Origin of the sequence: Pseudomonas sp. BIC9C (assembly GCF_034541995.1) — a bacterium.
Classification (GTDB): Bacteria; Pseudomonadota; Gammaproteobacteria; order Pseudomonadales; family Pseudomonadaceae; genus Aquipseudomonas; species Aquipseudomonas fluorescens_CC.
Genome location: NZ_JAWDGM010000001.1, coordinates 1,491,615 through 1,517,364, shown reverse-complemented (window position 1 = coordinate 1,517,364; position 25,750 = coordinate 1,491,615). Strand labels below are relative to the sequence as shown.

Genomic DNA, 25,750 nt, shown 5'->3' with positions numbered 1-25,750 from the left:
GAACGGCCTGAACGGCCTGATATAGGGGAAATTCATGAAAGTTTTCTACGATAAAGACTGCGACCTGTCGATCATCCAGGGCAAGAAAGTTGCCATCATCGGTTACGGTTCCCAGGGTCACGCTCAAGCGTGCAACCTGAAAGATTCCGGTGTAGACGTGACTGTCGGCCTGCGTAAAGGTTCGGCTACCGTTGCCAAGGCTGAAGCCCACGGCCTGAAAGTGACCGACGTTGCTTCCGCTGTTGCAGCTGCCGACCTGGTCATGATCCTGACCCCGGACGAATTCCAGTCCTCCCTGTACAAAAACGAAATCGAGCCGAACATCAAGAAAGGCGCCACCCTGGCCTTCTCCCACGGCTTCGCGATCCACTACAACCAGGTTGTGCCGCGCGCTGACCTCGACGTGATCATGATCGCGCCGAAGGCTCCGGGCCACACCGTGCGTTCCGAGTTCGTGAAGGGCGGCGGTATCCCTGACCTGATCGCTATCTACCAGGACGCCTCGGGCAACGCCAAGAACGTCGCTCTGTCCTACGCTGCCGGCGTTGGCGGCGGTCGTACCGGTATCATCGAAACCACGTTCAAGGACGAGACTGAAACCGACCTGTTCGGCGAACAAGCCGTTCTGTGCGGCGGTACCGTCGAGCTGGTCAAAGCCGGTTTCGAAACACTGGTTGAAGCTGGCTACGCGCCGGAAATGGCCTACTTCGAGTGCCTGCACGAGCTGAAGCTGATCGTTGACCTCATGTACGAAGGCGGTATCGCCAACATGAACTACTCGATCTCCAACAACGCCGAATACGGCGAGTACGTGACCGGCCCTGAAGTCATCAACGCCGAATCCCGTCAGGCCATGCGCAACGCCCTGAAACGTATTCAGGACGGCGAATACGCCAAGATGTTCATCAGCGAAGGCGCTACCGGTTATCCTTCGATGACCGCCAAGCGTCGTAACAACGCCGCTCACGGTATCGAAATCATCGGCGAGCAACTGCGCTCCATGATGCCGTGGATCGGTGCCAACAAGATCGTCGACAAAGCCAAAAACTAAGTCACGCGCTTGTACGAAAAACGCGGCCTAGGCCGCGTTTTTCGTTTGCGAGGCCGGTTCTGGTATAAAGCTGCATCGTTTGCGGCCGAACCGTCGTCCCAGACACCTGTCCAGACTTTCCACCCCGTTGCAAGGTAATGTCCATGAGCGAACGCCCCGAAGAGCCAAATCAGGCTTCTGACGCCGAAAGCCTGCTGCCCATCGATGAACATGTCGAGGAAGGGCACGACGCTGAAGGTCGTAAAGTCCGGCATCGTGGTATCTATCTTCTGCCGAATTTGTTCACCACTGCGAACCTGTTCGCAGGGTTCTACTCCATCATCAACTCGATGAGCGCCCAGGCTGCCTTGAGCGCCGGCGACTCGGTCAATGCGAGCAAGTACTTTGCGTTTGCCGCCATCGCCATTTTCGTCGCGATGGTACTCGACGGCCTTGATGGTCGGGTGGCGCGCATGACCAATACCCAGAGCGCGTTTGGTGCCGAGTACGACTCGCTGTCGGACATGGTCGCCTTTGGTGTTGCGCCGGCATTGCTGGCCTTCGGTTGGGCCCTGGGGGACATGGGCAAGGTCGGCTGGATGGTTGCCTTCGTTTATGTCGCGGGTGCGGCGCTGCGTCTCGCGCGTTTCAACACTCAGGTCGGTACGGCGGACAAGCGTTACTTCATCGGCCTGGCCAGTCCGGCGGCGGCGGGCGTTGTTGCGGGTATCGTCTGGGCGTTCAGCGATTACGGTATCCAGGGCTCCAAGATGTCTTTCCTGGTGGCGCTGATGGTTGCTGCGGCCGGCATGCTGATGGTCAGCAACATCAAGTACAACAGCTTCAAGGAGCTGGACCTGAAGGGACGAGTGCCTTTCGTGGCGATTCTCGCTGTGGTGCTGGTGTTCGCAGTGGTGTTCAGTGATCCGCCGCGCATCCTGCTGCTGGTGTTTCTCGCCTATGCAGCCTCCGGTCCGGTTCAATACCTGTTACGCCTTCGCCGTAACAAGAGCGCGTAATTTCCCTCATACTCCGCAGTCTATGGGTGCATCTGTCCTCCAAAGCTGCGGAGTAACCATGCTGATCAAAGTCTCCAAAGCGTCCGACTGCCATGAGTCGGACGTCACGCCTGAATCCCTCTATCTATCTCGACGCAAAGTGCTCGGTGCCACGGTTGCAGGTTTCGCTTTGGGCAGCCTGCCGCAATGGGCCAGCGCTGGCGATGCTGCGCGGTATCCGGATGTTGAATCCGGCAAGGCGCCTTCCTGGCTCAGCGAAAAGCTTGCGGCTACCCAGTGGGGTGCGGTCAACGTCAAGGATGAGGCGATCACGCCGTTCAAGGATGCGACCCATTACAACAACTTCTACGAGTTCGGCACCGACAAAGGTGATCCGGCTGCCAATGCCGGCGCGCTGAAGACGGAACCGTGGTCGGTGGTGGTGGACGGGGAGGTGGGCAAGCCTGGGCGTTATGCGCTGGAAGACTTCTTGAAGCCTTATCAGTTGGAGGAGCGAATCTACCGACTGCGTTGCGTGGAAGCCTGGTCGATGGTCATTCCCTGGAGCGGTTTTCCGCTCTCGGCTTTGCTCAAGGAGGTCGAGCCGACCTCGAAAGCCAGATTCATCCGCTTCGAAACCCTGCAGGATTCCGCGAGCATGCCGGGCCAGCGTTCCGGTTTCGCCTTGATCGACTGGCCATATATAGAAGGGCTGCGCCTGGATGAGGCGATGAACCCGTTGGCGATTCTCGCGGTAGGCATGTACGGGCGCGAGTTGCCTAATCAAAACGGTGCGCCACTGCGTCTGGTGGTGCCTTGGAAATATGGTTTCAAGAGCATCAAGTCCATCGTGCGTATCAGTCTGGTCGGCGAGCAGCCAAAAACCACCTGGCAGGGCATTGCGCCGGATGAATATGGCTTTTATGCGAACGTGAATCCGACTGTTGATCATCCTCGCTGGACTCAGGCTCGTGAACGCCGCCTGCCCAGCGGCTTGTTCAAACCCAATGTGCGTGACACGCAAATGTTCAACGGCTATTCAGAGGAAGTCGCCTCTCTATATGCGGGTCTCGACCTGAGGGCGAATTACTGATGCGCTATCCGCTTTGGCGTATCGGCGTCTTTATCGTGGTGTTGGTGTGGCCGCTGCTGTGGTTGTACCAGGCTTGGGAAGATGTCCTCGGGCCGGATCCGGGCAAGGTGCTGGTCGATCGATTGGGTTTGGGGGCGCTTGTTCTGCTGCTTGTAACGTTGAGCATGGCGCCTTTGCAGAAGCTCACCGGTTGGGCGGGGTGGAACGCCGTGCGGCGACAGTTGGGGTTGTGGTGTTTTGCCTATGTGTTGCTCCACCTCAGTAGTTATTCCGCATTCATTCTTGGTTTTGACTGGTCGCAGCTGGGTGTCGAGTTGCGCAAGCGGCCTTACATTCTTGTCGGGGCGCTGGGCTTTCTTGGTTTGCTGGCATTGGCGGTGACTTCCAACCGATACAGTCAGCGGCGATTGGGTGCTCGCTGGAAGAAGTTGCATCGCCTGGCTTATGTAATTCTCGGGCTTGGATTGCTGCATATGCTCTGGATTGTGCGCGCCGACCTGAAGGAGTGGGCGATCTATGCCTCTATAGGTGCATTGCTGTTAGTGCTGCGGCTGCCGCCTTTAGCCCGTCGAATCCCGCGTTTGATGGCTAAAAAGGGCGCTTCTGCGAAAAAGGCGTAAATAGTGGTTGACGGCAGATTCTGAGTGGCCTATAATTCGCCCCCGACTTCCGGCGCAGTCGAAACGGAAAACTCCTTGATAAACAAGGAGCATGCAGGTCTGCAGCAGCTGTTTCAGGTCAATGAAGGCGAAGCGAAGCTGAAAAAAGAGGTGTTGACAGCAGCGTGTAACGCTGCAGAATTCGCCCCGCCGACGAGAGATCGAGCAAGTGGTTGAAGCTGTTAAAGATTCCTTGAAAACTTGAAAATAAATCACTTGACAGCAAATGAGGCTGCTGTAGAATGCGCGCCCTTCGGTTATAATGCAAAGCCTTTTAACCAAACCGCTCTTAACAACTAACTGTAAAGCAATTCGTGCGGGTGCTTGTGGAGTCAGGACTGCTAGTCAATAGATTATCAGCATCGGGTAAGTTACCTGGCAGAAATCAAAGTTGATGTAAACTAACGATTGCTGAGCTGTTTAGGTTTTCAAAACCCAAAGATGTTTGAACTGGAAGAGTTTGATCATGGCTCAGATTGAACGCTGGCGGCAGGCCTAACACATGCAAGTCGAGCGGATGCAGAAGAGAGCCTGGGGTTTCAGATTCAGCGCGGGCGGACGGGCGGAGTAATGCCTAGGAATCTGCCTGGTAGTGGGGGACAACGTCTCGAAAGGACGCTAATACCGCATACGTCCCTACGGGAGAAAGCAGGGACCTTCGGGCCTTGCGCCATCAGGATGAGCCTAGGGTCGGATTAGCCAGTTGGTGAGGTAATGGCTCACTACAGCGACATGAATCCGTAACTGGTCTGAGGATGATCAGTCACACTGAACCAGTGACACGGTCCAGACTCGCTGGAGTGCAGTGGGGGAATATTGACAAATGTAAGGAAAAAGCCTGATCCAAACATGCCGGGCGTGCGGGAAGAAGGTCCCTGATTGTAAAGCACTTTGCTATAAAAGGGTTTTCGTAGATTAATACTCCGCACCTTTGACGTTACCGACAGAATAAGCACCGGCTAACCCCAGCCAGCAGCCGCGGTAATAAGGAGGTGGCAAGCGTTAATCGGAATTAATGGGCGCGCGTAGGTATTTGTTAAGTTGATGAAAGCCCTGGGCCCGAACTCTGGGAACCGCATTCAAAAAACTGACAAGCCAGAGAGGCGGTAGAGGCGGAATTTCCCAGCGGTGGAAATGCGTGTAGATATAGGAAGGAACACCAGTGGCGAAGGCGACCACCTGACTGATACTGACACTGAGGTGCGAAAGCGTGGGGAGCAAAACAACAGGATTAGATACCCTCCTGGTAGTCCACGCCGTAAACGAGTCAATTCAGCCGTTGGGAGCCTTGAGCCTTAGTGGCGCAGCTAAACTACTGTTGACTGTCGAACTACACGCAGGTTAAAACTCAAATGAATTGACGGGGGCCCGCACAAGCGGTGGAGCATGTGGTTTAATTCGAAGCAACGCGAAGAACCTTACCAGGCCTTGACATCCAATGAACTTTCCAGAGATGGATTGGTGCCTTCGGGAACACGAGACAGGTGCTGCATGGCTGTCGTCAGCTCGTGTCGTGAGATGTTAAGGTTGGAAAACCTGCGGGGAACGAGCGCAACCCTTGTCCTTAGTTACCAGCACGTTATGGTGGGCACGGCGAGACGACTGCCGGTGACAAACCGGGAGGAAGGCAGTGGGGATGACGTCAAGTCATCAGGCGGCCTCTGACGGCCTAGCTGCCACACGTGCTACAATGAAGTCGGCGTTGTGAGGCTGCCGGCGAGGTGGTTCATCCCACAAAACCGATCGTAGTTCCGGATCGCAGCCCGCGTAAACCGACTGCGTGAAGTCGGAATCGCTAGTAATCGCGAAAATCAGAATGTCGCGGTGAATACACCCGGCCTTGTACACACACCGCCTCAATGCACCATGGGAGTGGGTTGCACCAGAAGTAGCTAGTCTAACCTTCGGGGAGGACGGTTACCACGGTGTGATTCATGACTGGGGTGAAGTCAAAAAGGTAGCCGTAGGGGAACCTGCGGCTGGATCACCTCCTTACTCGACGACTCAGCTGCCTGGATAAGTTCCCACACGAAACTGCTTTGATTCATTGAAGAAGACGATAAGCAGCCCGGAAATTGGGTCTGTAGCTCAGTTGGTTAGAGCGCACCCCTGATATGGAGGCCCGGCAGTTCGAATCGCCCAGACCCACCAATTTTGTGTGGAAACGCCCGTAGAAATACGGGGCCATAGCTCAGCTGGGAGAGCGCTCTCGCCCTACTCTATGAGGTCAACGGTTCGATCCCGTTTGGCCTCCACCACTACTGCTTCGATTGTGTAAAAAGTCGAAATGAGCATTCCATCGATGATGGTGAATGTTGATTTCAGTCTTTGACTAGTTCGTTCTTTAAAAATTTGGGTATGTGATAGAAAGATAGACTGAACGTTACTTCACCTGGTAACGGATCAGGCCAAGGTGTACTTGGAGTTGCTCTTAGAGCAAGTGCGAATTTTCGGCGAATGTCGTCTCTACAGTATAACCAGATTGCTTGGGGCTTATGGTCGTGGCGAAGAAGCGCATACGGTGGATGCCTTGGCAGTCAGAGGCGATGAAAGACGTGGTAGCCTGCGAAAAGCTTCGGGGAGTCGGCAAACAGACTTTGATCCGGAGATGCCTGAATGGGGAACCCAGCCATCATAAGATGGTTATCTTGCATTGAATACATAGGTGCAAGAGGCGAACCCAGGGGAACTGAAACATCTGGTACCCTGAGGAAAAGAAATCAACCGAGATTCCCTTTAGCAGTGGCGAGCGAACGGGGATCAGCCTCATGCGGCTCAGAGATTAGCGGAACGCCTTGGAAAGTGCGCCATGGGTGATAAACCCTGTACGCGAAAATCTCTTGGTCATGAAATCGGAGTAGGACGACTAATTTATAAACTTTGTCTGAATATGGGGACCATCTCCTCCAAGGCTAAATACTACTGACTGACCGATAGTGGTAACCAGTACCGTGGTGGAGGGTGCGCTAAAAGAACCCCGGAGAGGGGAGTGAAATAGATCCTGAAACCGTATGCGTACAAGCAGTGGGAGCCCACTTTGTTGGGTGACTGCGTACCTTTTGTATAATGGGTCAGCGACTTATTTTCAGTGGCGAGCTTAACTGAATAGGAGGCGTAGCGAAAGCGAGTCTTAATAGGGCGTCTAGTCGCTGGGAATAGACCCGAAACCGGGCGATCTATCCATGGGCAGGTTGAAGGTTAGGTAACACTGACTGGAGGACCGAACCGACTACCGTTGAAAAGTTAGCGGATGACCTGTGGATCGGAGGAAAGGTTAATCAAGTCGGAGATAGCTGGTTCTCCCCTGAAAGCTTATTTCTAGTAGCGCCTCATGTATCACTGTAGGGTAGAGCACCAAAGTTTCGGCTAGGGGGGTCATCCTGACTTACTACAAACCGATGCAACTCCGAATACCTACAAGTGCCGAGAGCATGGGGAGTATTACACGGCGGGTGCTAACGTCCGTCGAAAAGGGAAACAACCCAGACCGTCAGCCAAGGTCCCAAAGTTATGCGTATATAAAACAGATGCGTAGCGCTTCAAAGGTTGTGAGGCCGGGCTTTGAAGGCTGCCACCCTTTAAAGAAAGCGTATTAAGTCACTAGTCGTCGGCCTGCGCGGAAGATGTAACGCCTGAAACCATACACCGAAGCTACGGTATCACGTAAGGTGATGCGTAGAGGAAAATGCCCCCAAGCCTGTGAAGGTATTGGAGAAGCTTGCCAGGGAGGTATCAGAAGCAGTGAATGCTGACATGAGTAACGACAATGGGTGTGAAACAATCTACGCCGAAAGACTAAGGTTTCCTGCGCAACGTTAATCGACGCAGGGTTAGTCGGTCCCTGGCGAGGCTGAAAAGCGTAGTCGATGGAAACACAGGTTAATATTCTGTACTGGTTATGATGGAGGGACGGAGAAGGCTAGGCCAGCTTGGCGTTGGTTGTCCAAGTTTAAGGTGGTAGGCTGAAACGGTGGTAAAATCCGGGATCTTAAGGCCGAGAGCTGATGACGAGTTACCCTTGCGACGAAGTGAATACGCCATGCTTCCAAGTGAAAAGCCTAAGTCGTATTGATAACCAGGGTTCACCCCAAACCGACAGGTGGTTGGGTAGAGAATACCAAGGCTGAGAGAACTCGGGTGAAGGAACTGCGGCAAAATGGCACCGTAACTTGGGAGAAGGTGCCGGTGAGGGTGAAGTACGACTGCGTAAGCCCACGCCGGTCGAAGATACCAGGCCGCTGCGACTGTTTATTAAAAACACAGCACTCTGCAAACACGAAAAGTGACGCGGTAGTGACGCCTGCCCGGTGCCGGAAGGTTAATTGATGGGCTGGCTAACGCGAAGCCTCGATCAGCCCTGGTAAACTGGCGCCGCAACTATAACGGTCCTAAGGTAGCGAAATTCCTCGTCGGGGTAAGTTCCGAATTCAATGAATGGCGTAACGTGATGGCGGCGCTGTCTCCACCGAGACCCAGGTGAAATTGAAATCGCCAGAAGATGCAGTGTATCCATATTAGACGGAAAGACTCTAAACTTTACTAAGCATTTCCTGCACTGACTTTGAATTTGCTTTTGTGCAGGATAGGTGGGAGGCTTTGAAGCGTGGACGCCAGTTCGCGGAGCCATCCGAAATACCATCACCCTGGCACTTTGAGGTTCTGAACCCAGGTCCGTTATCCGGATCGAGGACAGTGTATGGTGGGTAGTTTGACTAGCGGTCTCCTCCAAAGAGTAACGGAGGAGCAATGAAGGTGCGCCTAGACCGGTCGGAAAATCGGTCATCGTAGAGTATAAAGGCAAAAGCGCGTTTGATCGCGAGACAGACACGCCAGAGCAGGTACGAAAGTAGGTCTTAGGTGATCCGGTGGTTCTGTATGGAAGCGCTTTACCGCCTCCACCTGATGCGCGGTACCCGGGGATAACAGGCTGATACCGCCCCAAGAGTTCATATCGACGGCAGCTCTTCTGGCACCTGGATGTCGGCTCATCACATCCTGGGCCAGCCGTCCTGGCATGGCTGTTCGCCATTTAAAGTGGTACGCGAGCTGGCCTAAACGTCGTGACAGTTCGGTCCCTATCTGCCGTGGACGTTTGAGACGGAGGGGCTGCTCCCAGTACGAGAGACCGGAGTGACGAAACCTCTGCGTTCCGGTTGTCACGCGGGCATTGCCGGGTAGCCATGTTCGAAAAGATAACGCCGAAAGCATCTAAGCGGGAAACTTGCCTCAAGACGACCTCACTGGGACCTTTGAGTCTCTGAAGGGCCGTCGAAGACTACGATTGTTGATAGGTTAGTAAGCGCTGTGAGGCGTTGAGTCAACTAATACTAATTGCCCGTGAGGCTTGGACTATAATAATCGCAAGCAATTTGCTTTTAAAGACGTTGCGTGTGAAGACGCAATGAACCGAAAGTTCGTATAAATACGTACAAACTATCGTACCCAATTTGTTGAAGGGGAGGCCCCTCTTGGTCGCTGACCCAGCAATTCCGGAATTTCTTGACGACCATAGAGCGTTGGAACCACCTGATCCCATCCCGAACTCAGCAGTGAAACGATGCATCGCCGATGGTAGTGTGGGGTTTCCCCATGTGAGAGTAGGTCATCGTCAAGATTAAATTCCGAAACCCCTATCTGCGTACGCAGGTAGGGGTTTTGTTTTTGTGCGTGAAAAAACAGGGCTGGCTGTTGCACATTTTGCACAGTTATTTTCAGTTCATGGCACTAGAATAGGGCCAACTTTTTCAGACTCAGAGCCTTTATGCTGGATCCGGTTGACGCCCAAGGGCTGTCAGAATTACCGCTAGACAATCTGGTTGCCTGTCATGAGTGCGACCTGCTCATGCGTAAGCCAGAACTCGCCCATGGCGAAAAAGCCCTGTGCCCGCGCTGTGGCTACGAGCTTTATGCCCATCGCTACAACGTCGTACAGCGCAGCCTTGCCCTGGTTATCGCCGCCCTGTTGTTGTTTATTCCGGCGAACTTTTTACCCATCATGCAACTCAATCTGCTCGGGCAATCTTCGCAAGACACGGTCTGGAGCGGTGTTGTCGCGCTTTTTGACACAGGCATGCAAAGCGTTTCAGTGATCGTGTTCCTGTGCAGCATGGGGATTCCGCTGCTCAAGCTACTGTGCCAATTGGCCGTATTGTTGAGCATCCGTTTTGATGTCGGACGCAGCTACGGCCTGTTGCTCTATCGCATTTATCACCATATCCGCGAATGGGGGATGCTCGAGGTTTACTTCATGGGCGTACTCGTAGCGATCGTCAAGCTGGCAGATATGGCAGCAATCACTGTAGGCCTCGGCCTGGCGTGCTTCATTGGTTTGTTGCTGATTCAAGTCTGGCTGGAGGTCGTGATGTCGCCTCACCAGATCTGGCAAGCGTTATCAGGAGAGGATGCCCATGCGGGCGATTGATGCAGGCATTCTGATTTGCAAGGAATGTCATGAATTGAACAGGCAGGAAGCTGATACCGATGAGCAAGTCTGTACACGCTGTGGAGCGTTGGTGCATGCCCGCAGCCCGAATAGCCTGGTGCGCACCTGGGCATTGCTAATTACAGCCGCCATTCTTTACATACCGGCCAATTTGTTGCCGATCATGACCGTGAACTCCTTGGGCAAAGGTGCGCCCAGCACGATCATGGCCGGTGTGATCGAGTTGATGCACTACGGAATGTTCCCCATTGCGGCCGTGGTGTTTATCGCCAGTATCCTGGTGCCCACCTTCAAGCTGGTAGGCATCGCCTTGCTGCTGTTTTCCGTGCAGCGTCGTCAGCCCCTTTCAGCTCGCCAGCGTATCTGGATGTACCGCTTCATCGAGTTCATCGGCCGCTGGTCGATGCTCGATATCTTTGTGATCGCCATCCTGGTGGCGGTCGTGAATTTTGGACGGCTTGCCAGCATTGAAGCCAATCTTGGCGCCATCGCTTTCGCCACTGTGGTGATTCTGACGATGCTTGCCGCCGTAACTTTCGATCCCCGACTGATTTGGGATAACACGGAGTCGGACGACGACCATGACTGATTTGCCCGTAGCGAAAACCCGACCGGCCTCCAACTGGTCTGCCATTTGGGTGTTGCCCCTGATCGCCTTGATCATCGGTGGCTGGCTTGGCTGGCGTGCTTACAACGAGAATGGCATCGAGATTCAGGTGCGCTTTGAAAGTGGCGAAGGCATTCAGGCCAACAAGACGGAAGTCGTCTACAAGGGGATGTCGGTCGGCAAGGTCAAAAGTCTCAAGCTCGATGACGAGGGCAGTTCCAAAGGTGTGATTGCCAGCATCGAAATGAACAAGGACGTAGAGCAATACCTGCGAACCAGTACGCGTTTCTGGCTGGTCAAACCGAGCGTGACGCTGGCCGGTATTACAGGCCTTGAGACCCTGGTTTCGGGTAACTACGTTGCAATCAGTCCGGGTGAGGGTGAACCGGTTCGCAAGTTCAAGGCCCTGGCTCAGGAGCCACCGCTTTCCGATGCCCAACCGGGTCTGCACCTGACCATCAAGGCTGATCGCCTGGGTTCGTTGAACCGTGGCAGCCCGGTGTTCTACAAACAGATCAAGGTGGGGCAGATCAAAAGCTACGTGCTCTCCGAAGATCAGAGCACCGTCGAGCTCAAGGTTTTCATCGAACCGACCTACGCCAAACTGGTGCGCAAACACACGCGCTTCTGGAACGCCAGCGGCATTAGCATCGATGCCAATCTGTCGGGTGTGAAAGTGCGTAGCGAGTCGTTGGCCAGCATCGTCGCCGGTGGTATTGCGTTCGCTACACCTGAAAACCGCAAGGACAGCCCGCCTACCGATCCAAGCCTGCCGTTCAGGCTCTACGAAGACTTCGATGCAGCGGCGGCCGGTATTCGGGTCAAGGTCAAGCTCAGCGACTTCGAAGGTTTGCAGGCCGGTCGTACGCCGGTGATGTACAAAGGCATTCAGGTCGGCAATCTCAAGGCGTTGAAGGTCGATCCTGATCTGTCCGGGGCCACCGCCGAATTGACGATGGATCCGTTGGCTGAAGATTACCTGGTGGACGGTACGCAATTCTGGGTGGTCAAACCGTCGATTTCCCTGGCAGGGATTACCGGCCTGGAAGCGCTGGTCAAAGGTAACTACATCGCTGTGCGTCCTGGCGACAAGGGTGCGGCTCCACAACGGGAGTTTGTGGCGCGGGCCAAGGCGCCACCGCTGGATCTGCGTGCACCTGGTCTGCACCTGGTGTTGTTCACGGAAAATCTCGGCTCGCTGGAAGTCGGCAGCCCGGTTCTCTACAAGCAGGTCAAGGTCGGTTCGGTACAGAGCTATCAGTTCTCGCGCACCAAAAAGCAATTGATCATCGGCGTGCACATCGAGAAGGAGTACGAGGATCTGGTCAACGCTTCGACACGTTTCTGGAATGCCAGCGGCATCACGCTCACGGGCGGACTGACCGGTGGGATTCAAGTCAAAAGTGAATCGTTGCAAAGCTTGATGGCCGGCGGTATTGCGTTTGAAACCCCGGAAGCCAAGGCGCCGCTACAGAAGCGCATTCCACGTTTCCGCTTGTTCGCCAGCCATGACGACGCCACGCAAAAAGGCGAAGTCATCACGATCAAACTGGATCGTGCTGATGGTTTGCGTACCGGTACTCCGATTCGTTTCAAGGGGCTGGATGTCGGTAAGGTGGAAGGCGTTGATCTCAGCGAGGACCTGCAATCGGTGCTGCTGACCGCGCGGATTACCGAAGTGCCGGAGCGCATCGCCCGGGTCGGTAGTCAGTTCTGGGTGGTCAAGCCTGAGCTGGGGTTGATCAAGACCTCCAACCTCGAAACCCTGGTGACTGGGCAATACATTGAGGTGCAACCGGCGCCGAAGAATCTGGGGCCGCAGAAAAACTTTGTGGCTTTGGCCACTGTGCCGGAAACGGCAAAGCAGGAGGCGGGATTGAGTCTGGTGCTGAGCGCCGCTCGTCGTGGATCGCTGAAAGCCGGCGTGCCGGTGACGTATCGCGAAATCACCGTGGGCAAGGTGACGGGTTATGAACTGGGCCAGACTGCTGACCGTGTCCTGATCCATATCCTGATCGAGCCGAAGTACGCGCCACTGGTACGCAGCGGCACCCGGTTCTGGAACACCAGCGGATTCGACTTCGATATCGGCCTGTTCAGAGGTGCAACAGTGCGCACTGAATCCCTGGAGACGATGATTCAGGGCGGTGTCGCCTTTGCCACTCCGGACGGCGAGCGCATGGGCAATCCCGCGCAACCGGAGCAGACGTTCGCGCTGTTCGACAAGTTCGAAGAGGAATGGCTGACCTGGGCGCCGAAGATTAGCCTCGGTAAGTAGTCTGGAACTGATCAGGTGTCTGTGATGACGCCTTCGTCGGAACGCCGCCCGGGGCAAGCCCGCTCCCACAGGAAACTGCGTTGTACACAGAATCTGTGATCAACCGATAAACCTGTGGGAGCGGGCTTGCCCGCGAAGAGGCCCTGTAATTCACTGAAAGTCTTCAGTAGTGCCCACAAAAAAGGCCGCAATCCATTGGACCGCGGCCTTTTTCATTGCCTACGATTCAAGCCTCAGACCGCATCCAGCTCTGGTTCATCCGCTAGTTCGTTGACCGTCGCCTTCACCTGGTCGTGACGGCGGATGTACTTCCAGTCTGCCTCATCGATGTAGATCCCGTTCGGCCCGCTGCCACCTTCCAGGTCGATGGCGACACTGGCGCAGACCTGCGGCTTCACGCTCGCCAGGATCGGCACGAAGCCCAGTTGCAGGCTGGTTTCCAGCAAGGCGGCCTGGTTCTTCTCGTCGATGTCCGCCGCCTCGTCGAGGTAGTACGGCAGGCGCACGCGACCGGCCTGGTCACGGTCCATCAAGTGCAGCAACAAGTACATGTTGGTCAGCGCCTTGATGGTCATGGTGGTGCCGTTGGACGCCGCGCCATCGATGTCGGTGTGGATCACTGGTTGACCGTTGACCTTGGTGATCTCGAATGCTAGTTCGAACAAATCCTTGAGGCCGAGCTGGTTGTGGTTGGCCGCCACCAGCCGCGCCAGGTATTCCTTGGCCTCTTCGTTTTTGTTGTCCTGTTCCGCGCTCTGGCTCAGATCGAATACCGACAGGGTTTCGCCTTCCTCATACTGGCCGGCGCTGTGGATGATCTGGTCGATGTGCTTGAGCGCTTCCTTGTTCGGCGCGAGCACGATGCGGAAGCTCTGCAGGTTGGAGACCTGGCGTTTGTTGATCTCGCGGTTGAACAGTGCCAGCTGGTGTTCGAGGCTGTCGTAGTCGCTGCGGATGTTGCGCAGGGTCCGGGCGATGTCCGTCACGGCGGCACGGCGCGCCTTGCCCAGGGTCAGGGCTTCGTCGGTACGGTGCGCATAGGCGTTGATCAACAGTTGCAGGCGACGCTCCATATCGTCTTCGCTGTCGAACTTGGCCACGCCCTTGAGGCGCACCTGGGCGTACAGCGCTTCGATCTGGCCATCGGCTCGCAGCAGGCCTTGCCAGCTATCCTGATAGTCATTGAGCAGCGGCAGCAGGTTGTCCATGGAATCGTCGATCGGGTCCATGAACGGTGTGCCGAACGGCAGGTCCGCGGGCAACAACTGACGGCGGCGCAGGGCGTCGTCGAGGGTGCGTTGCTTGGCTTCCATGTCGCCGATCTGCCGGCCAACCAGTTGCAGCTTGGCCGACAGTTGCTGGACGCGCTCGGTAAAGGCATCGCTGGAACGCTTCAATTCGTCCTGTGCGGCTTCCATCTGCGCCATCTGTTCCAGCTTGTCGCCTTCTTCAGCGCTCAGGGTTTGCGCACGACGGAAATCTTCCAGGGCTTTCTGTGCATCCAGCACTTGCTGGTACAGCACTTCGGTCTGGGTCTTGCTCGCGGCGCGGTCGGCAGCGACGGCCTGCTGGGTTTTCAGTTGTTTGAGTTCTTTTTCCAGGCGTTCTTTCTGGTCGCGCAGGGCCGCGCGGTCAGCCAGGGCCTGCAACGCCGGCGGTTCGATGTGCGAGATGTCGATGGACAGGCCCGGCACTTCGAAGCGTTCGCCTTTGAAACCGTCGAGGATCAGCTCCACGGATTTGACCCACTCGCCGTCGTCGTCAAGGGTGATGCCGTGTTCACCTAGCGGCAGGCTGAAGAGTGCGCTGTTGAACAGGCGCATCAGGCGTTCGACGTCTTGCTGCGAAAATTCTTCGCGCAGGCGGGCGTAGCTGTTGTTATCGGCGTGATCGAGTTGCTGTTTGACCGACTTCAGGCGTTTTTCCAGGTCGCGCAGGCGCTCGTCCAGGTCTTCGGCGCTGAACTGGCGGGACTGTGCCAGCGCACCGGCCAGTTCGTCGTGGGCGTCCTTCGCGGCCAGCAGTTGCTGTTCCAGCACCTTGACGTCATCGATCAGGGCAAAGCGATGCTTGAGCACCGACAATTCGCCGAGCCAGCGCTGGATGCCGGTGATTTCCCGCTCCAGACGCATCAGTTCCTGAGTGCCACCGCGCTGGTCGTTTTGCAGGGCATCCTGCTCGTTGCGGTAGTGTTCGGCCTGAATGGTCAACTCCTCTTTGCGTGCACTGGCGTAGTCCGACCAGGTGCCGAGCAAGGAGTCGAGCAGGGGCGAGATCCGGTGCAGTTTGCCGCGCAGGATGTCGCGTTGTTTCACGCCGTTGGCCAGGGCTTCGACCAAGGGGCCTGCGGCCACCAGCGAGTTGTAGTCCTGCTCCATGCGTCGTACATCGCGGAACGCTTCTTCGCACGCGGCAATGTAATCGACGCTGCCGGAACGCAGGCTGTGTTCGAAGGCATCGAGGAACAGTTGCTTGAGCTTGGCCGCGGTGATTTCGCGCATGTGCAGCAGGTTGATGAACAGCGCGCGGAAGGTCTTCAGGCTTTGCTCGCTGGTGGAGCGCAGCGGGATCAGCGTCAGGTCCAGCGGGATCGAAGTGTGGCCACCGACCAGCAAACGGCGCAGTTCGTCCGGCTTGAGTTCATAGGCCTTCAAGCCTTCGCGTTCAAGGTTGGTGAACAGTTCTTTCTGGCGCAGGCAGGTGTCGTTTTTCTGGTAGTGGGCCAGGTCCAGTTTGCCGGCGTAGGCAAAGAACTGGTGACCGAAACCGCCGCCCGGGCCGCGACCGACCACACCGATCACGTGGGGGCCGTGGGGCAGGTTCACTTCGACCAGGATGTAGCTGGTGTCCGAGGCGAAGTAGAAGCGCCGGGATTGTTCCAGGCTGTACTTGCCGAAACTCATGTCCGACATGCGCGCCAGGATCGGGAACTGCAAGGCGTTGATCGAGGCGGATTTACCTAGGTTGTTTGCGCCGTACACCGACAGCGGCTCTTCCAGCGGGAACAGGCCAAGGCTGTAGCCGGCGGTGTTCAAAAGGGCAAAACGGCGGATGCCGTAACGTTCCTTGCTCATGCGTCGAGCTCCTGTTCTTCGGCAATGGCGCGGGCCAGGGCGTCTTCTTCGCTTTCGTCTTCAAATTCCGCGAGGTCGAGCGGGTCATCGGTCTGCAGCAGCTTTTCGTCGCTGTCTTCGTCGATCAGCACCGGTACCGCAACGGCAGGACGCTGTGCAGGCTGGCGGCCAGATCGCGGTCCTGTTGCACCGACAGGCACACATCGAGGAAACGGTGCATCGGCGGTGCGGGAACGGTAGACGCCGTTTTCTTCGCCGGCGAAACCGAGCGCCAATATGCGGCGCATCTTTTCTTCCAGCTCGTCCTGGGTCTGCACTTCGGCCTGGATGAACAGGTCGCGGTATTTCTCCAGCAGCGACGGCAACTCATCACGCCCCAGGCTGCCGCCGTCGAGCACGGAAATCGGGTCGCGGCCTTGATCGGCCAGGTGCTCGACGAGGATGAAGGTGAACAGCGCCAGACGCTGGGCGGTCTTGTTCACCGCCGCTGCCGCGAGGTCCGGCACGAAGTAGTAGAAGCCGCGGGTGTCGCAGACCAGTTCAAAGCCCAGGGCCTTGAACAGCGTGCGGTACTGGTCCTGGAAGTTCGACAACTGTGCGTACAGCTCCGGATCGCGGCGGCTGACGTGGTAACCCTTGAACAGCTCGCGAAAGATCGGCGCCAGTTGGGACAGTTCGGAAAGATCAAGATGCATTTGGGATGCTCGCAGAATTCTCGGCGGCGTCATCGCTGACCGAGAGCAGGGCGAAGGAGCGCAGGCTGACCTGATGCTCGTGAGTATGGTATTCGCGTCGTTCCAGACGCTCGCGCGTGAAACGTTTTTCCCGCGACAGGCGCGAGAACCAGTACAGCAATTCGTCGGTGGCGCTGTCCGGTTCGCTCCAGCAGCCAGGTCATCAGGTCCGGCATCGGCAAGGCGCCTCGCAGCGTTCGAGCATTCCCGAACCGTGCGCGGCGCCCGTGGCAATGCCGCCCTTGTAGTCTTGTGCGCCTTGGGGGAAACGCGCCGGTTTCGGTTCGAAACGTGCCAGGGCATAAACGGCTTCGACCTGACTGGCACTGCCGAGGAAGGTGCTTTGCGGGCGGGGTAATATCGGCATTGCCGCTTGTGCAACGCGTCGAGGCCCTTGCGACGGATCATTGACAGGGCCAGCGCCGCGCCACGGGTCACGGCGTTGTGCCGGCGGGCTTCTTCACGCAGCGGCAGCAGCAGTTCGCGGGCATGACGCAGGGTCAACTGGGCGCTGGTCTGCATTTCGAGGATGCGCGCGTGGGTACGCAGCAGCATGTCGTCGTCGACCAGGTGGCCGAGGCGTTGCTGTTCGCTGAGCATCTTCAGCAGGACGGTTTCGACCTTGCGCACGCCTTGTTCGAAGGCGCCGTCGGCGTTCACCAGATCAATCATCGGCTCGACGTATTCGTCCCAGGTCGCCAGCACTTCAGCGTAACGCTGGCGCAGCGGAATCTGCCGGTCGCTGGTTTTCGCCCGTTCGGCGACGGCCACCAGTGCCTGTTCGTCGTTATCGAGTTTTTTCAACACGTCACGCACGCGCATGTCGAGCAGGCGCAACTGGCGGGCGAGGTCATTGCCGTCGCGGATATCGAACGCGTCCTGGATATAGCCGGCCAGACGCTCCAGGTGGCGCAGGTAGGCTTCGATCTCCAGGCACAGGCCAAGACGGTGTTCACGGCGCAGATAGGCGAGGAAGTCGTGAATCTGCGCATTGAGCTCGAAACGGTTCGGGCTTTTGGCCACGGGAACCAGGGATGTCGAGGCGAATCCACACCGTCCAGCAGGCTGGTAATGTCCTGCGGCGTACTGTCCAGCTGCTGGGCGGCCAGTTGCGTGCGCAGTTCGTTGAGGCTCAGTGTGCCTTGGTCGAAGTGCTCGCACAGTGGCTCCAGAAGTGCCCAGTGTTCAGCGAGGGCGCGCAAGACGCGCTTGGGTTCGATCATCGGAATGGCCGGCTGGTTGGCGATTAAAAGCCGCGATTGTACTGCATCGGGGGCAATGCGATCTTCACTCGGGACGGACTGTCGCCTTTTCGGTAAGGTGCATCGATCAACTGCGGGCGATCTTGAGCGAACGGCGGTAGAATCAGCGCACTTTAGCGTTATCCGGGCAAGGGCCGACCTTTGCTTATCGAGTCCGCCGTCGCGCTTATCTCGTGGGCGCAGGTGGTCAATCAACTGGCTGCCGCGCACCGAATTGCCCTTTGCTGCGCCGTCGCGGCCCGAACTGCTGGAGATGCCCGAGCCGGTTGCGCTCGTGCCTGTCGTACCGGCTGTTGTGGCTGAAACGCCCGTAGCGCCGGTGGTCAAACCGGCTGGAGCGGGCGAAGGTCGAGGTGCTGCGGCCATCGCTGGCAAGCACGCGCACCGGTGCCAAACCGGTGGAAGAGGCCGAAGAAGTTCGTGGTGGTCAAGGCGCTGGGGTCGCCGCCCTCTGCAGCCGCCCCGTGGTTGTTGCAGGCCGGGCGCGCTGCCTGCCGCTGGTCGAGCTACCCATAGGCGAATCCTTCCAGACCCGCGCGATCCTGCCTACCTGCTGCTCACAGTGACATGCTGCGCGCCGTCGGTCTGCCGGACAGCCCGCAGATCGTCGGTGAGCCGGTACGCTGGCCGTTGCTGGTGCGTGGCACGATGGATCAGGGACCGGAAGCCGCGCGGGACACTCTCGGTACAGGGCTTCCTTTCTGTGCGGATGGAAGAAACGCCATGCGCCTGCTTGTGGCTGATTGGCCTGCCCGCGGTGCGGTTTGCCGGTGAGGCGGATGCCGGGGCGTTCAATCGCGAGTTGCAGATCGAAGGCCTGGGCGCGGCCTGGGCGGTGCCGGGCCTGGAATTATTAATGGAAGAGCCACAGCGTAAGGCTGATGTGTGGCAAGCCATGCGTCGGCTGATGGCGCGCTGGAAAGAATCGAATGAGTGATCATCGTATCGTTTCGGCCTCGATGACCGAGGCAGACCTGGAAGCTGTACTGAAAATCGAATACGCGGCCTGGCGCCATCCGTGGACTCGCGGGATTTTCTGATGGCCTGGGCAAGTATCAGATCTGGCTGATGCTCCGAAGGTCAGCACTGTAGGCCACGGTGTGGTGCAGATCATCCTCGACGAGGCGCACCTGGCTGAACATTACGGTCAAGCCGGAAAACCAGGGCCGGGGCCTGGGGCTGACCTTGCTTGAGCATTTGATGTCGATTGCCTGCAAGGCCGACGCCCGGGAGTGTTTCCTGGAAGTGCGCGACAGCAATACCGCAGCGTTCAAGTTGTATGAACGCTATGGCTTCAACGAAATCGGTCGTCGGCGCGATTACTACCCGGCGGTGGGTGGGCGCGAAGATGCGGTGGTCATGGCCTGTACTTTGCGGACTAAGGCTTCAGCTATCGCGAGCAGGCTCGCTCCCAAAAGGTTTTGTGTCGCACCGTAATCTTGTGTACGTCACTGAACCCTGTGGGAGCGGGCTTGCCCGCGAAGGCATTCTTCAGGCACTGAACATCAACGCTTTGTCCATCGGATCCTGCCGCGCCACCTAAGCCTCATCCAGACCATTGCCGCCACCAATGTCGTCTTCATCGACAACGCTCAAGTCCCAATCCGCCTGATGACCTTCACCGGCTTCGCGGGCATCCCGTGCGCCATCTTCAAGAATCAGGGTTTCCGGGCTCATGTCGTCGTCGGTGGGTTCATGGTCATCGGTCGAGAAGCCGGTCATGGCCGCTTCAAGCGCGCGCTGATGGAGCATATGCTGCTCACGCTCGTTCTCCGGTAATTCATCACCGATCCTGGCGCCGGGTTCTTCTTCGTCGAAATCCAGCTCATGCACCGAACCCATGCGGTCTTCGTTATCATCGATGGGCTCCGGTTGCACCGCATCGTACGGACGTCGTGAATCAGTCATGGCAATTCCTCATACTGTGGGCCTTACTAGGGTGGACTCACCGGACACACGAGAATTCCAACGAAAACACTTGCGGTTCTTGCGTGACCCCGACGGACGGTCGTCTGTCAAAGCAACGCATCTTTCTTGAGGCCTTACAGCATGCACGACTTACAAGACCTGATTGATAACAACGAGCGTTGGGCTGACGCGATCACCAAGGAAGACCCGGATTTCTTCGCCAAACTGGCCCGCCAGCAAACGCCTGAGTATCTGTGGATCGGTTGTTCCGATGCCCGGGTGCCGGCCAACGAGATCGTCGGCATGCTACCGGGCGATCTGTTCGTACACCGTAATGTGGCCAACGTCGTGCTGCACACCGACCTTAACTGCCTGTCGGTGATTCAGTACGCAGTCGACGTGCTCAAGGTCAAGCACATCCTCGTCACCGGCCACTATGGCTGCGGCGGCGTGCGTGCCTCGATGCAGGATCGCCAGTTCGGCCTGATCGACGGCTGGCTGCGTTCGATTCGCGATCTTTACTACGAGAAGCGCGAAGAACTTGCCAAATTGGCCACCGAAGAGGAACAGGTCGACCGCCTCTGCGAACTCAACGTGATTCAGCAAGTGGCCAACGTCGCCCATACCAGCATTGTGCAAAATGCCTGGCACCGCGGGCAGAGCCTGTCGATCCACGGTTGCATCTACGGCATCAAGGACGGTCGCTGGAAAAGCCTGAACACCACCATCAGCGGCTTCGAGCAATTGCCGCCGCAGTACCGCCTGCGTCCGCTCGGTTCGCAATAAAGCCCGTCAATCGTGGCTTCGCCGACGCCAGTGTTGCAGAAACGCCTGGCCGTCGGCGTTCGGCGATTCGTCGTAGCCGGTAATCCAGCCGCGGCAATCGTATGAGCCGCACTGGCAGGCGAACTGGCGTTGCAGTTTGTCTTCGGTGGCGGCGAAGTCCATGGTCAGCCAGTCACCTTTGCTGATGTCCTTCAGCGCCCATAACCACAACTCGCTCATGTCGAGAAAGACATTGGGATCGCAGGAGTGTCGCAGCAGTCCGCAGAAGCGCGGGTCATAGACATGCACGCCCGGCGCGAGCTGGCGGGTATGGCGGCAGCGATAGGGCAGCAAATGCCCCGACGCCCGACAGATACGTGTGATTCGCGGGAATTCGCGCCGTACCGCAATGGCTGTGGCCTGGCCGTTGGCGTTTTCAATGATTTCGAAGTCGGCCAGGGATGGAAATCCCAGGCGAACGGGCAGCTCCGAAAAGGGGTAAATACCTTGCGGTGGTTGCGCGCGTTTTCCTTGAGGGGCGTGAGCTCTCATAACGATCCTTGTCGGCTGGGTGCTGCGACGTCCATCGGCTGACGATCCTGTCAGCGCTGCAGCACGTGGGGTACGGCCCAAGCCTCTCGCAGAAATCGCGAGCGGTCTACTGTCATAACTGACAGGTCGACTGCCCGCAATCGATTTATAACGGTGGCGTGGGCAGGGCAGTGGCTGGCGCTGGCGCCTTGAGCTGCTTGAGCTGCAACTGAATCGCTGCCGTCGAGCATTTGGCCGTTGCCTGGCCAGGCGTCAGGTCGCGAATCGAGGTGTAGAACAGCTCGCAGGTTTTTTCTTTCTCGGCCACTTGCCAGGTTTGAGTGCAGGTTTTCAGCTCGACATCAGCATTGCTGTCCGGTTGACGGCCCATGACCGCCTGCCAGCACGCGGCGCTCAAATCCTGGCCCATGACTTTCAGGCCCGCCGCATCGGCCTTGGCCTTGGCATCGTTGCCGGAATAGTTCGCCGGGTCGGCGGCGTACCAGATGTAGCTCGGGTGGTTGGAACCCAGCACCCGCACTTTCATCCCGTCACTCGGGCTGATTGTCGCCAGGCCCAGCACGTTCACGGTCGAGCCGTATTGTTGTTTGATCCAGTTACGCACCGGTGCGCCGAAGGCGACCATCGGCAATGTTTCACCGCTGGGGTGCAGGCTGACATTCTTGACCATGGTGGTCTGGTAGTCGTTGAAGTAGCTGTAGACGCCCTCCAGATCTTTGCCTGCGTTGGATGGGGCGGCGATGGGGGCGATGTCGACAATGGTCTGAAAGGCTGGCGTCTGCTCGGCCGGAATGCCATTGGCGGTGAGCAGCGTGGCCCAACGATCCGTAGTGGCGGATTTCAGGTAATCCTGGGCCTGAGTCAACGAATAGTCGGGTGGGAAGTGCAGCAGCTCGACACTTTTGCGGTTCTCCAGGGCCATGCCCAGCGGCAGGAACAGGTACCAGCTATACGCCCACTTGCCGTCGGCATTCAGTTTGCTGGCTCCGTTATAGGCCAGGTCACCGGCATCGAGCAGTGCTGCCAAAGGTTTTTCATAGCCATTGGGCACGCCGATGATTTCTGCGTGCAGCTGACCATTGTCGGTTTTGACCAGCACCTTCGCGTCGCCGTAGCCATCGCGCTGCACGCTCTGGGTCAGGTAATGCTCGACGGTTTGCTCAAGCGTCCAGTTGCGAAAGCAGATCACGTTGCAATTGTTGGGGTAGGCGAAGAGGCGGGTAACGCGTTCGGTAGTGCCCAGCTTCAAATTGGCATCGGCGTGGGCGGTGGTGCTCAGGGTGAGGGCTGCGAGGGTGAGGGCCGCGAGTTTGAACATGCTCAGATCCTTTTCAGCGTATTAAGACCAGCAGATACTGAAACAGACAGGGCGGAACAAAAAGGGCCGATTTCAATATCGGCCCTTTTTCCTGGTTACGGCATGACCGGCGGCAAATACGCCAGCGTCGTCCCCAGTGCCCACAACAACACTAGCACCAGTGGCGTGTGCACCAGCAACTGCACGAACGAAAAGCCGATCAGGTCCCGAGCCTTCAACCCCAGCACGCCCAGTAACGGCAACATGTAGAACGGGTTGATCAGGTTCGGCAAGGCTTCGGCGGCGTTGTAGATCTGCACAGCCCAACCCAGGTGATAGTTCAGGTCGTTGGCCACCTGCATCACGTATGGCGCTTCGATGATCCACTTGCCGCCACCGGAAGGAATGAAGAAACCGAGGATCGCCGAGTACACGCCCATCAGCAGGGCATAGGTGTCGTGGGAGGCAATGCTGACGAAAAAGGTCGAGATGTGGTGCGCCAGGGTCTGCGCGTCGGCGCCCTTGACCGTGGTCATCAGTGCGGCGATCGAGCCGTACAGCGGGAACTGGATCAACACGCCGGTGGTGGTCGGCACCGCACGGGATACGGCATCGAGAAAGCTGCGCGGACGCCAGTGCAACAGGGCCCCCAGCATGATGAACAGGAAGTTGTAGGTGTTCAGCCCGGAGATCGCGCTGATGGCCGGCTTGGTCGAAAACTCATGGAACAGCCACCCGGCTGCCAGCAACACCAGCAGAATCGTCAGCAGCGGGCTGTGTTCCAGCCACTCGCCGGGGCGGGTGCGTGGTTGCAGCGGCGGCAGGTTGAAACTCGGGTCGACACCACAGGCCTTGGCGTCACGCGCTGAATTCGGGCCGGGGGCGGTCGCGTAGGCAATGATCAGCGAGATGACGATCAAGGCCAGCAACATCACACCGGACTGCCAGAGAAAGATCGTCTGGGTGAATGGAATCACCCCGGTGATCGACAGAATCGATGGCGGCAGGCTCGCCGGATTGGCCTGCAACTGTGCAGCGGACGACGACAGGCCCAATGCCCACACGGCACCGAGACCCAGATAGGCGGCGGCACCGGCGGCGCGATAGTCCATTTTCAGATCGGTACGACGGGCGAGGGCGCGCACCAGCAGGCCGCCGAAGACAAGGGACAGACCCCAGTTCAGCAGCGAAGCGACCATGGAAATCAGGGCAACCCAGGCCACGGCAGAGCGGCCGTTTTTCGGGATTTTCGCCAGGCGATCGATCAGTTTCACCGCTGGCGGTGAACTGGCGACCACATAACCGCCGATCACCACGAAGGCCATCTGCATGGTGAAGGGGATCAGGCTCCAGAAGCCATCACCAAAGGCCATGGCGGCGTCGGTGGGTTTGGCTCCCATCGCCATGGTGGCCAGGGCCACGATAATCACCGCCAGGGCAGCAAACACCCAGGAGTCGGGGAACCAGCGTTCGGCAAAACTTGAGCAGTGCAGGGCAAAGCGGGCGGAGCGGCTATCTTCGATCTTGGCGGCCACGGAGGGTACCTCGGATTTTTATGTTTGTTGTGGTCTTCGGGGCAGCAGCGGCCCGTCTGGACAGGCGCCAACATTAATTCAAGCCGAGGATTTTTGTGGGGCTGTTTCGTGGCTATGGGACTTTGGTCTAACGGGTTGTCCGCCGGTGCATTTGCGTAGACCATGGGCGCCTTGTTTTTTGCCTGTGCCAGAGTTCTTTTCATGACTAACACCGATTCGCGCCCGGCGCCGTTCAGCCGCTCGGACTACAAGACCCTGGGGCTCGCCGCCCTCGGCGGGGCACTGGAAATCTACGACTTCATCATCTTCGTGTTTTTCGCCCTGACCCTCAGTCAGTTGTTCTTCCCGCCGGAAATGCCCGAGTGGCTGCGCCTGCTGCAAAGCTTCGGGATCTTTGTCACCGGTTATCTGGCGCGACCGTTGGGCGGCATCCTGATGGCGCACTTCGCCGATCGTCTGGGGCGCAAGAAAGTCTTCAGCCTGAGCATCCTGATGATGGCGTTGCCCTGCCTGCTGATCGGGATCATGCCGACCTACGCGCAAATCGGCTATTTCGCACCGTTGTTGCTGTTGGCCCTGCGCATCCTCCAGGGCGCGGCAGTGGGCGGCGAGGTGCCCAGTGCCTGGGTATTCGTCGCCGAGCACGCACCCATCGCCCATCGCGGCTATGCCTTGGGCTTCCTGCAAGCGGGGCTGACCTTCGGTTACCTGATCGGTGCTTTGACCGCGACCTTCCTGGCGCAGGCTTTCAGCCCGGCGGAAATCCTCGATTACGCCTGGCGTTATCCATTCCTGCTCGGCGGCGTGTTTGGGGTGATTGGTGTGTGGCTGCGTCGCTGGCTCAGCGAAACCCCGGTGTTCACGGCCATGCAGGCGCAACGCGAGGCGGCGGGCGAACTGCCGCTGCGCACCGTCTTGCGCGAGCATCGCCTGGCCATTTTGCCGGCGATGATTCTCACCTGTGTGCTGACCTCGGCCGTGGTGGTGTTCGTGGTCATCACCCCGACCATGATGCAGAAAACCTTTGGCATGACCGCCAGCCATACCTTCGCCTTGAGCGCCTTGGGCATCGTGTTTTTGAACATCGGCTGCGTGCTCGCCGGGCTGCTGGTCGACCGTATCGGCGCCTGGCGCACGGTGATGCTCTATAGCCTGCTGCTGCCGCTGGGCATCGGCGTGCTGTATGCCTGCCTGATCATGGGCGGCCACTGGATCGGCCTGGCCTACGCCGTGGCTGGGCTGGCCTGCGGGGTGGTCGGTGCGGTGCCATCGGTGATGGTCAGCCTGTTCCCGGCGCGAATCCGTGTCTCGGGCATCTCGTTCACCTACAACATTGCCTACGCCGCGTGGGCGAGCCTCACACCGCTGTTGTTGATCGGTCTGATGCCGTGGAGTCCATGGATCTGCGTGATGTTCAGTGCGGTGATGGGCGCAGTGGGCGTGGGCAGTGCGGCGTTCTTCGGTGCGCGGATGCCGAGAATCGCCGGCTGTTCTGCTGCTGGCGCGCATTGATCGG

Annotated in this window: 14 protein-coding genes, 1 tRNA gene, 3 rRNA genes and 4 pseudogenes; 15 read left to right on the top strand and 7 right to left on the bottom strand. The window is 57.8% G+C overall.

Annotated features, from left to right (window positions below; all coding sequences use genetic code 11):
- The first annotated feature begins 34 nt into the window (after positions 1–34).
- The 11 genes from ilvC (at position 35) to RS887_RS07005 (ending at position 13,107) form a co-directional block, all read left to right on the top strand.
- Positions 35–1,051: a ketol-acid reductoisomerase gene (ilvC, locus tag RS887_RS07055; RefSeq protein ID WP_003228216.1), complete on the top strand. Its 1,017-nt coding sequence runs from the start codon at positions 35–37 to the stop codon at positions 1,049–1,051.
- A gap of 143 nt (positions 1,052–1,194) precedes the next feature.
- A complete protein-coding gene (gene pssA / locus RS887_RS07050) occupies positions 1,195–2,049 on the top strand; it encodes a CDP-diacylglycerol--serine O-phosphatidyltransferase (RefSeq protein ID WP_057400427.1) in 855 nt (284 codons plus the stop codon).
- Between the two features lie 58 nt (positions 2,050–2,107).
- Positions 2,108–3,121 (top strand): protein-methionine-sulfoxide reductase catalytic subunit MsrP, encoded by a 1,014-nt coding sequence (gene msrP, locus RS887_RS07045; protein WP_322614859.1) that lies wholly within the window; start codon positions 2,108–2,110, stop codon positions 3,119–3,121.
- A complete protein-coding gene (msrQ, locus tag RS887_RS07040; protein ID WP_322614858.1) occupies positions 3,121–3,741 on the top strand; it encodes a protein-methionine-sulfoxide reductase heme-binding subunit MsrQ in 621 nt (206 codons plus the stop codon). The genes msrP and msrQ overlap by 1 nt, the downstream gene beginning before the upstream one ends.
- Positions 3,742–4,228: 487 nt before the next feature.
- Positions 4,229–5,775: ribosomal RNA gene (locus RS887_RS07035) — 16S ribosomal RNA — on the top strand.
- Between the two features lie 185 nt (positions 5,776–5,960).
- Positions 5,961–6,034, top strand: a tRNA-OTHER gene (locus RS887_RS07030).
- A gap of 244 nt (positions 6,035–6,278) precedes the next feature.
- A 23S ribosomal RNA gene (locus RS887_RS07025) occupies positions 6,279–9,132 on the top strand.
- Positions 9,133–9,278: 146 nt separating this feature from the next.
- A 5S ribosomal RNA gene (rrf, locus tag RS887_RS07020) occupies positions 9,279–9,394 on the top strand.
- Together the 16S, 23S and 5S rRNA genes with 1 tRNA gene alongside form the textbook arrangement of a ribosomal RNA operon.
- A gap of 147 nt (positions 9,395–9,541) precedes the next feature.
- Complete coding sequence (locus tag RS887_RS07015) at positions 9,542–10,201, top strand: paraquat-inducible protein A (protein WP_322614857.1); 660 nt, start codon at positions 9,542–9,544, stop codon at positions 10,199–10,201.
- The gene (locus RS887_RS07010; RefSeq protein ID WP_085715997.1) at positions 10,188–10,811 is read left to right on the top strand and encodes a paraquat-inducible protein A; all 624 of its coding nucleotides are present in this window, start codon (positions 10,188–10,190) and stop codon (positions 10,809–10,811) included. Before RS887_RS07015 ends, RS887_RS07010 begins: the two co-directional genes overlap by 14 nt.
- Positions 10,804–13,107, top strand: a complete 2,304-nt coding sequence (locus RS887_RS07005) for an intermembrane transport protein PqiB (RefSeq protein WP_322614856.1) — start codon at positions 10,804–10,806, stop codon at positions 13,105–13,107. Before RS887_RS07010 ends, RS887_RS07005 begins: the two co-directional genes overlap by 8 nt.
- Before the next feature lie 233 nt (positions 13,108–13,340).
- Here RS887_RS07005 and mksF read toward each other — a convergent pair whose 3' ends face one another.
- The 3 genes and pseudogenes from mksF to mksB form a co-directional block, all read right to left on the bottom strand.
- Positions 13,341–16,181, bottom strand: a complete 2,841-nt coding sequence (mksF, locus tag RS887_RS07000; RefSeq protein WP_322614855.1) for an Mks condensin complex protein MksF — start codon at positions 16,179–16,181, stop codon at positions 13,341–13,343.
- A pseudogene (mksE, locus tag RS887_RS06995) lies at positions 16,178–16,876 on the bottom strand (Mks condensin complex protein MksE). Before mksE ends, mksF begins: the two are co-directional and overlap by 4 nt.
- Positions 16,866–18,138: pseudogene (gene mksB / locus RS887_RS06990) on the bottom strand (Mks condensin complex protein MksB). The pseudogenes mksE and mksB overlap by 11 nt, the downstream one beginning before the upstream one ends.
- Positions 18,139–18,367: 229 nt before the next feature.
- Between mksB and RS887_RS06985 the strand changes: the two are divergent.
- Positions 18,368–19,114, top strand: a pseudogene (locus RS887_RS06985) (energy transducer TonB); the annotation flags it as partial.
- Positions 19,111–19,614, top strand: a pseudogene (rimI, locus tag RS887_RS06980) (ribosomal protein S18-alanine N-acetyltransferase). The pseudogenes RS887_RS06985 and rimI, both read left to right, overlap by 4 nt.
- 102 nt (positions 19,615–19,716) lie before the next feature.
- On the opposite strand, the gene RS887_RS06975 reads toward rimI, so the two are convergent.
- Positions 19,717–20,085: a serine kinase/phosphatase gene (locus tag RS887_RS06975; RefSeq protein WP_322614854.1), complete on the bottom strand. Its 369-nt coding sequence runs from the start codon at positions 20,083–20,085 to the stop codon at positions 19,717–19,719.
- Positions 20,086–20,226: 141 nt separating this feature from the next.
- On the opposite strand from RS887_RS06975, the gene can reads away from it, so the two are divergent.
- Positions 20,227–20,871 (top strand): carbonate dehydratase, encoded by a 645-nt coding sequence (gene can / locus RS887_RS06970; protein ID WP_085715990.1) that lies wholly within the window; start codon positions 20,227–20,229, stop codon positions 20,869–20,871.
- Between the two features lie 6 nt (positions 20,872–20,877).
- Here the strand turns inward: can and RS887_RS06965 are convergent, their stop codons facing one another.
- From RS887_RS06965 to RS887_RS06955, 3 genes are all read right to left on the bottom strand, one after another.
- A complete protein-coding gene (locus RS887_RS06965) occupies positions 20,878–21,402 on the bottom strand; it encodes a lysine methyltransferase (RefSeq protein ID WP_322614853.1) in 525 nt (174 codons plus the stop codon).
- 145 nt (positions 21,403–21,547) lie between these two features.
- Positions 21,548–22,720 carry a hypothetical protein gene (locus RS887_RS06960; RefSeq protein WP_322614852.1) on the bottom strand — a complete coding sequence of 391 codons (1,173 nt, stop codon included), beginning with the start codon at positions 22,718–22,720 and terminating at the stop codon, positions 21,548–21,550.
- Between the two features lie 95 nt (positions 22,721–22,815).
- Entirely contained in the window at positions 22,816–24,234 is a 1,419-nt protein-coding gene (locus tag RS887_RS06955; protein WP_322614851.1) for a short-chain fatty acid transporter, read from the bottom strand.
- A 201-nt stretch (positions 24,235–24,435) separates the two neighbouring features.
- On the opposite strand from RS887_RS06955, the gene RS887_RS06950 reads away from it, so the two are divergent.
- On the top strand, positions 24,436–25,746 hold the full coding sequence (locus RS887_RS06950) for an MFS transporter (protein ID WP_322614850.1): 1,311 nt from the start codon (positions 24,436–24,438) through the stop codon (positions 25,744–25,746).
- Positions 25,747–25,750: the final 4 nt, after the last annotated feature.

What these genes read in the sequence shown, in the direction of transcription:
- ilvC (WP_003228216.1), top strand. Translation starts at nt 35, where the DNA reads ATGAAAGTTTTCTACGATAAAGACTGCGACCTGTCGATCATCCAGGGC.
- pssA (WP_057400427.1), top strand. Translation starts at nt 1,195, where the DNA reads ATGAGCGAACGCCCCGAAGAGCCAAATCAGGCTTCTGACGCCGAAAGC.
- msrP (WP_322614859.1), top strand. Translation starts at nt 2,108, where the DNA reads ATGCTGATCAAAGTCTCCAAAGCGTCCGACTGCCATGAGTCGGACGTC.
- msrQ (WP_322614858.1), top strand. Translation starts at nt 3,121, where the DNA reads ATGCGCTATCCGCTTTGGCGTATCGGCGTCTTTATCGTGGTGTTGGTG.
- RS887_RS07015 (WP_322614857.1), top strand. Translation starts at nt 9,542, where the DNA reads ATGCTGGATCCGGTTGACGCCCAAGGGCTGTCAGAATTACCGCTAGAC.
- RS887_RS07010 (WP_085715997.1), top strand. Translation starts at nt 10,188, where the DNA reads ATGCGGGCGATTGATGCAGGCATTCTGATTTGCAAGGAATGTCATGAA.
- RS887_RS07005 (WP_322614856.1), top strand. Translation starts at nt 10,804, where the DNA reads ATGACTGATTTGCCCGTAGCGAAAACCCGACCGGCCTCCAACTGGTCT.
- mksF (WP_322614855.1), bottom strand. Translation starts at nt 16,181, where the DNA reads ATGAGCAAGGAACGTTACGGCATCCGCCGTTTTGCCCTTTTGAACACC.
- RS887_RS06975 (WP_322614854.1), bottom strand. Translation starts at nt 20,085, where the DNA reads ATGACTGATTCACGACGTCCGTACGATGCGGTGCAACCGGAGCCCATC.
- can (WP_085715990.1), top strand. Translation starts at nt 20,227, where the DNA reads ATGCACGACTTACAAGACCTGATTGATAACAACGAGCGTTGGGCTGAC.
- RS887_RS06965 (WP_322614853.1), bottom strand. Translation starts at nt 21,402, where the DNA reads ATGAGAGCTCACGCCCCTCAAGGAAAACGCGCGCAACCACCGCAAGGT.
- RS887_RS06960 (WP_322614852.1), bottom strand. Translation starts at nt 22,720, where the DNA reads ATGTTCAAACTCGCGGCCCTCACCCTCGCAGCCCTCACCCTGAGCACC.
- RS887_RS06950 (WP_322614850.1), top strand. Translation starts at nt 24,436, where the DNA reads ATGACTAACACCGATTCGCGCCCGGCGCCGTTCAGCCGCTCGGACTAC.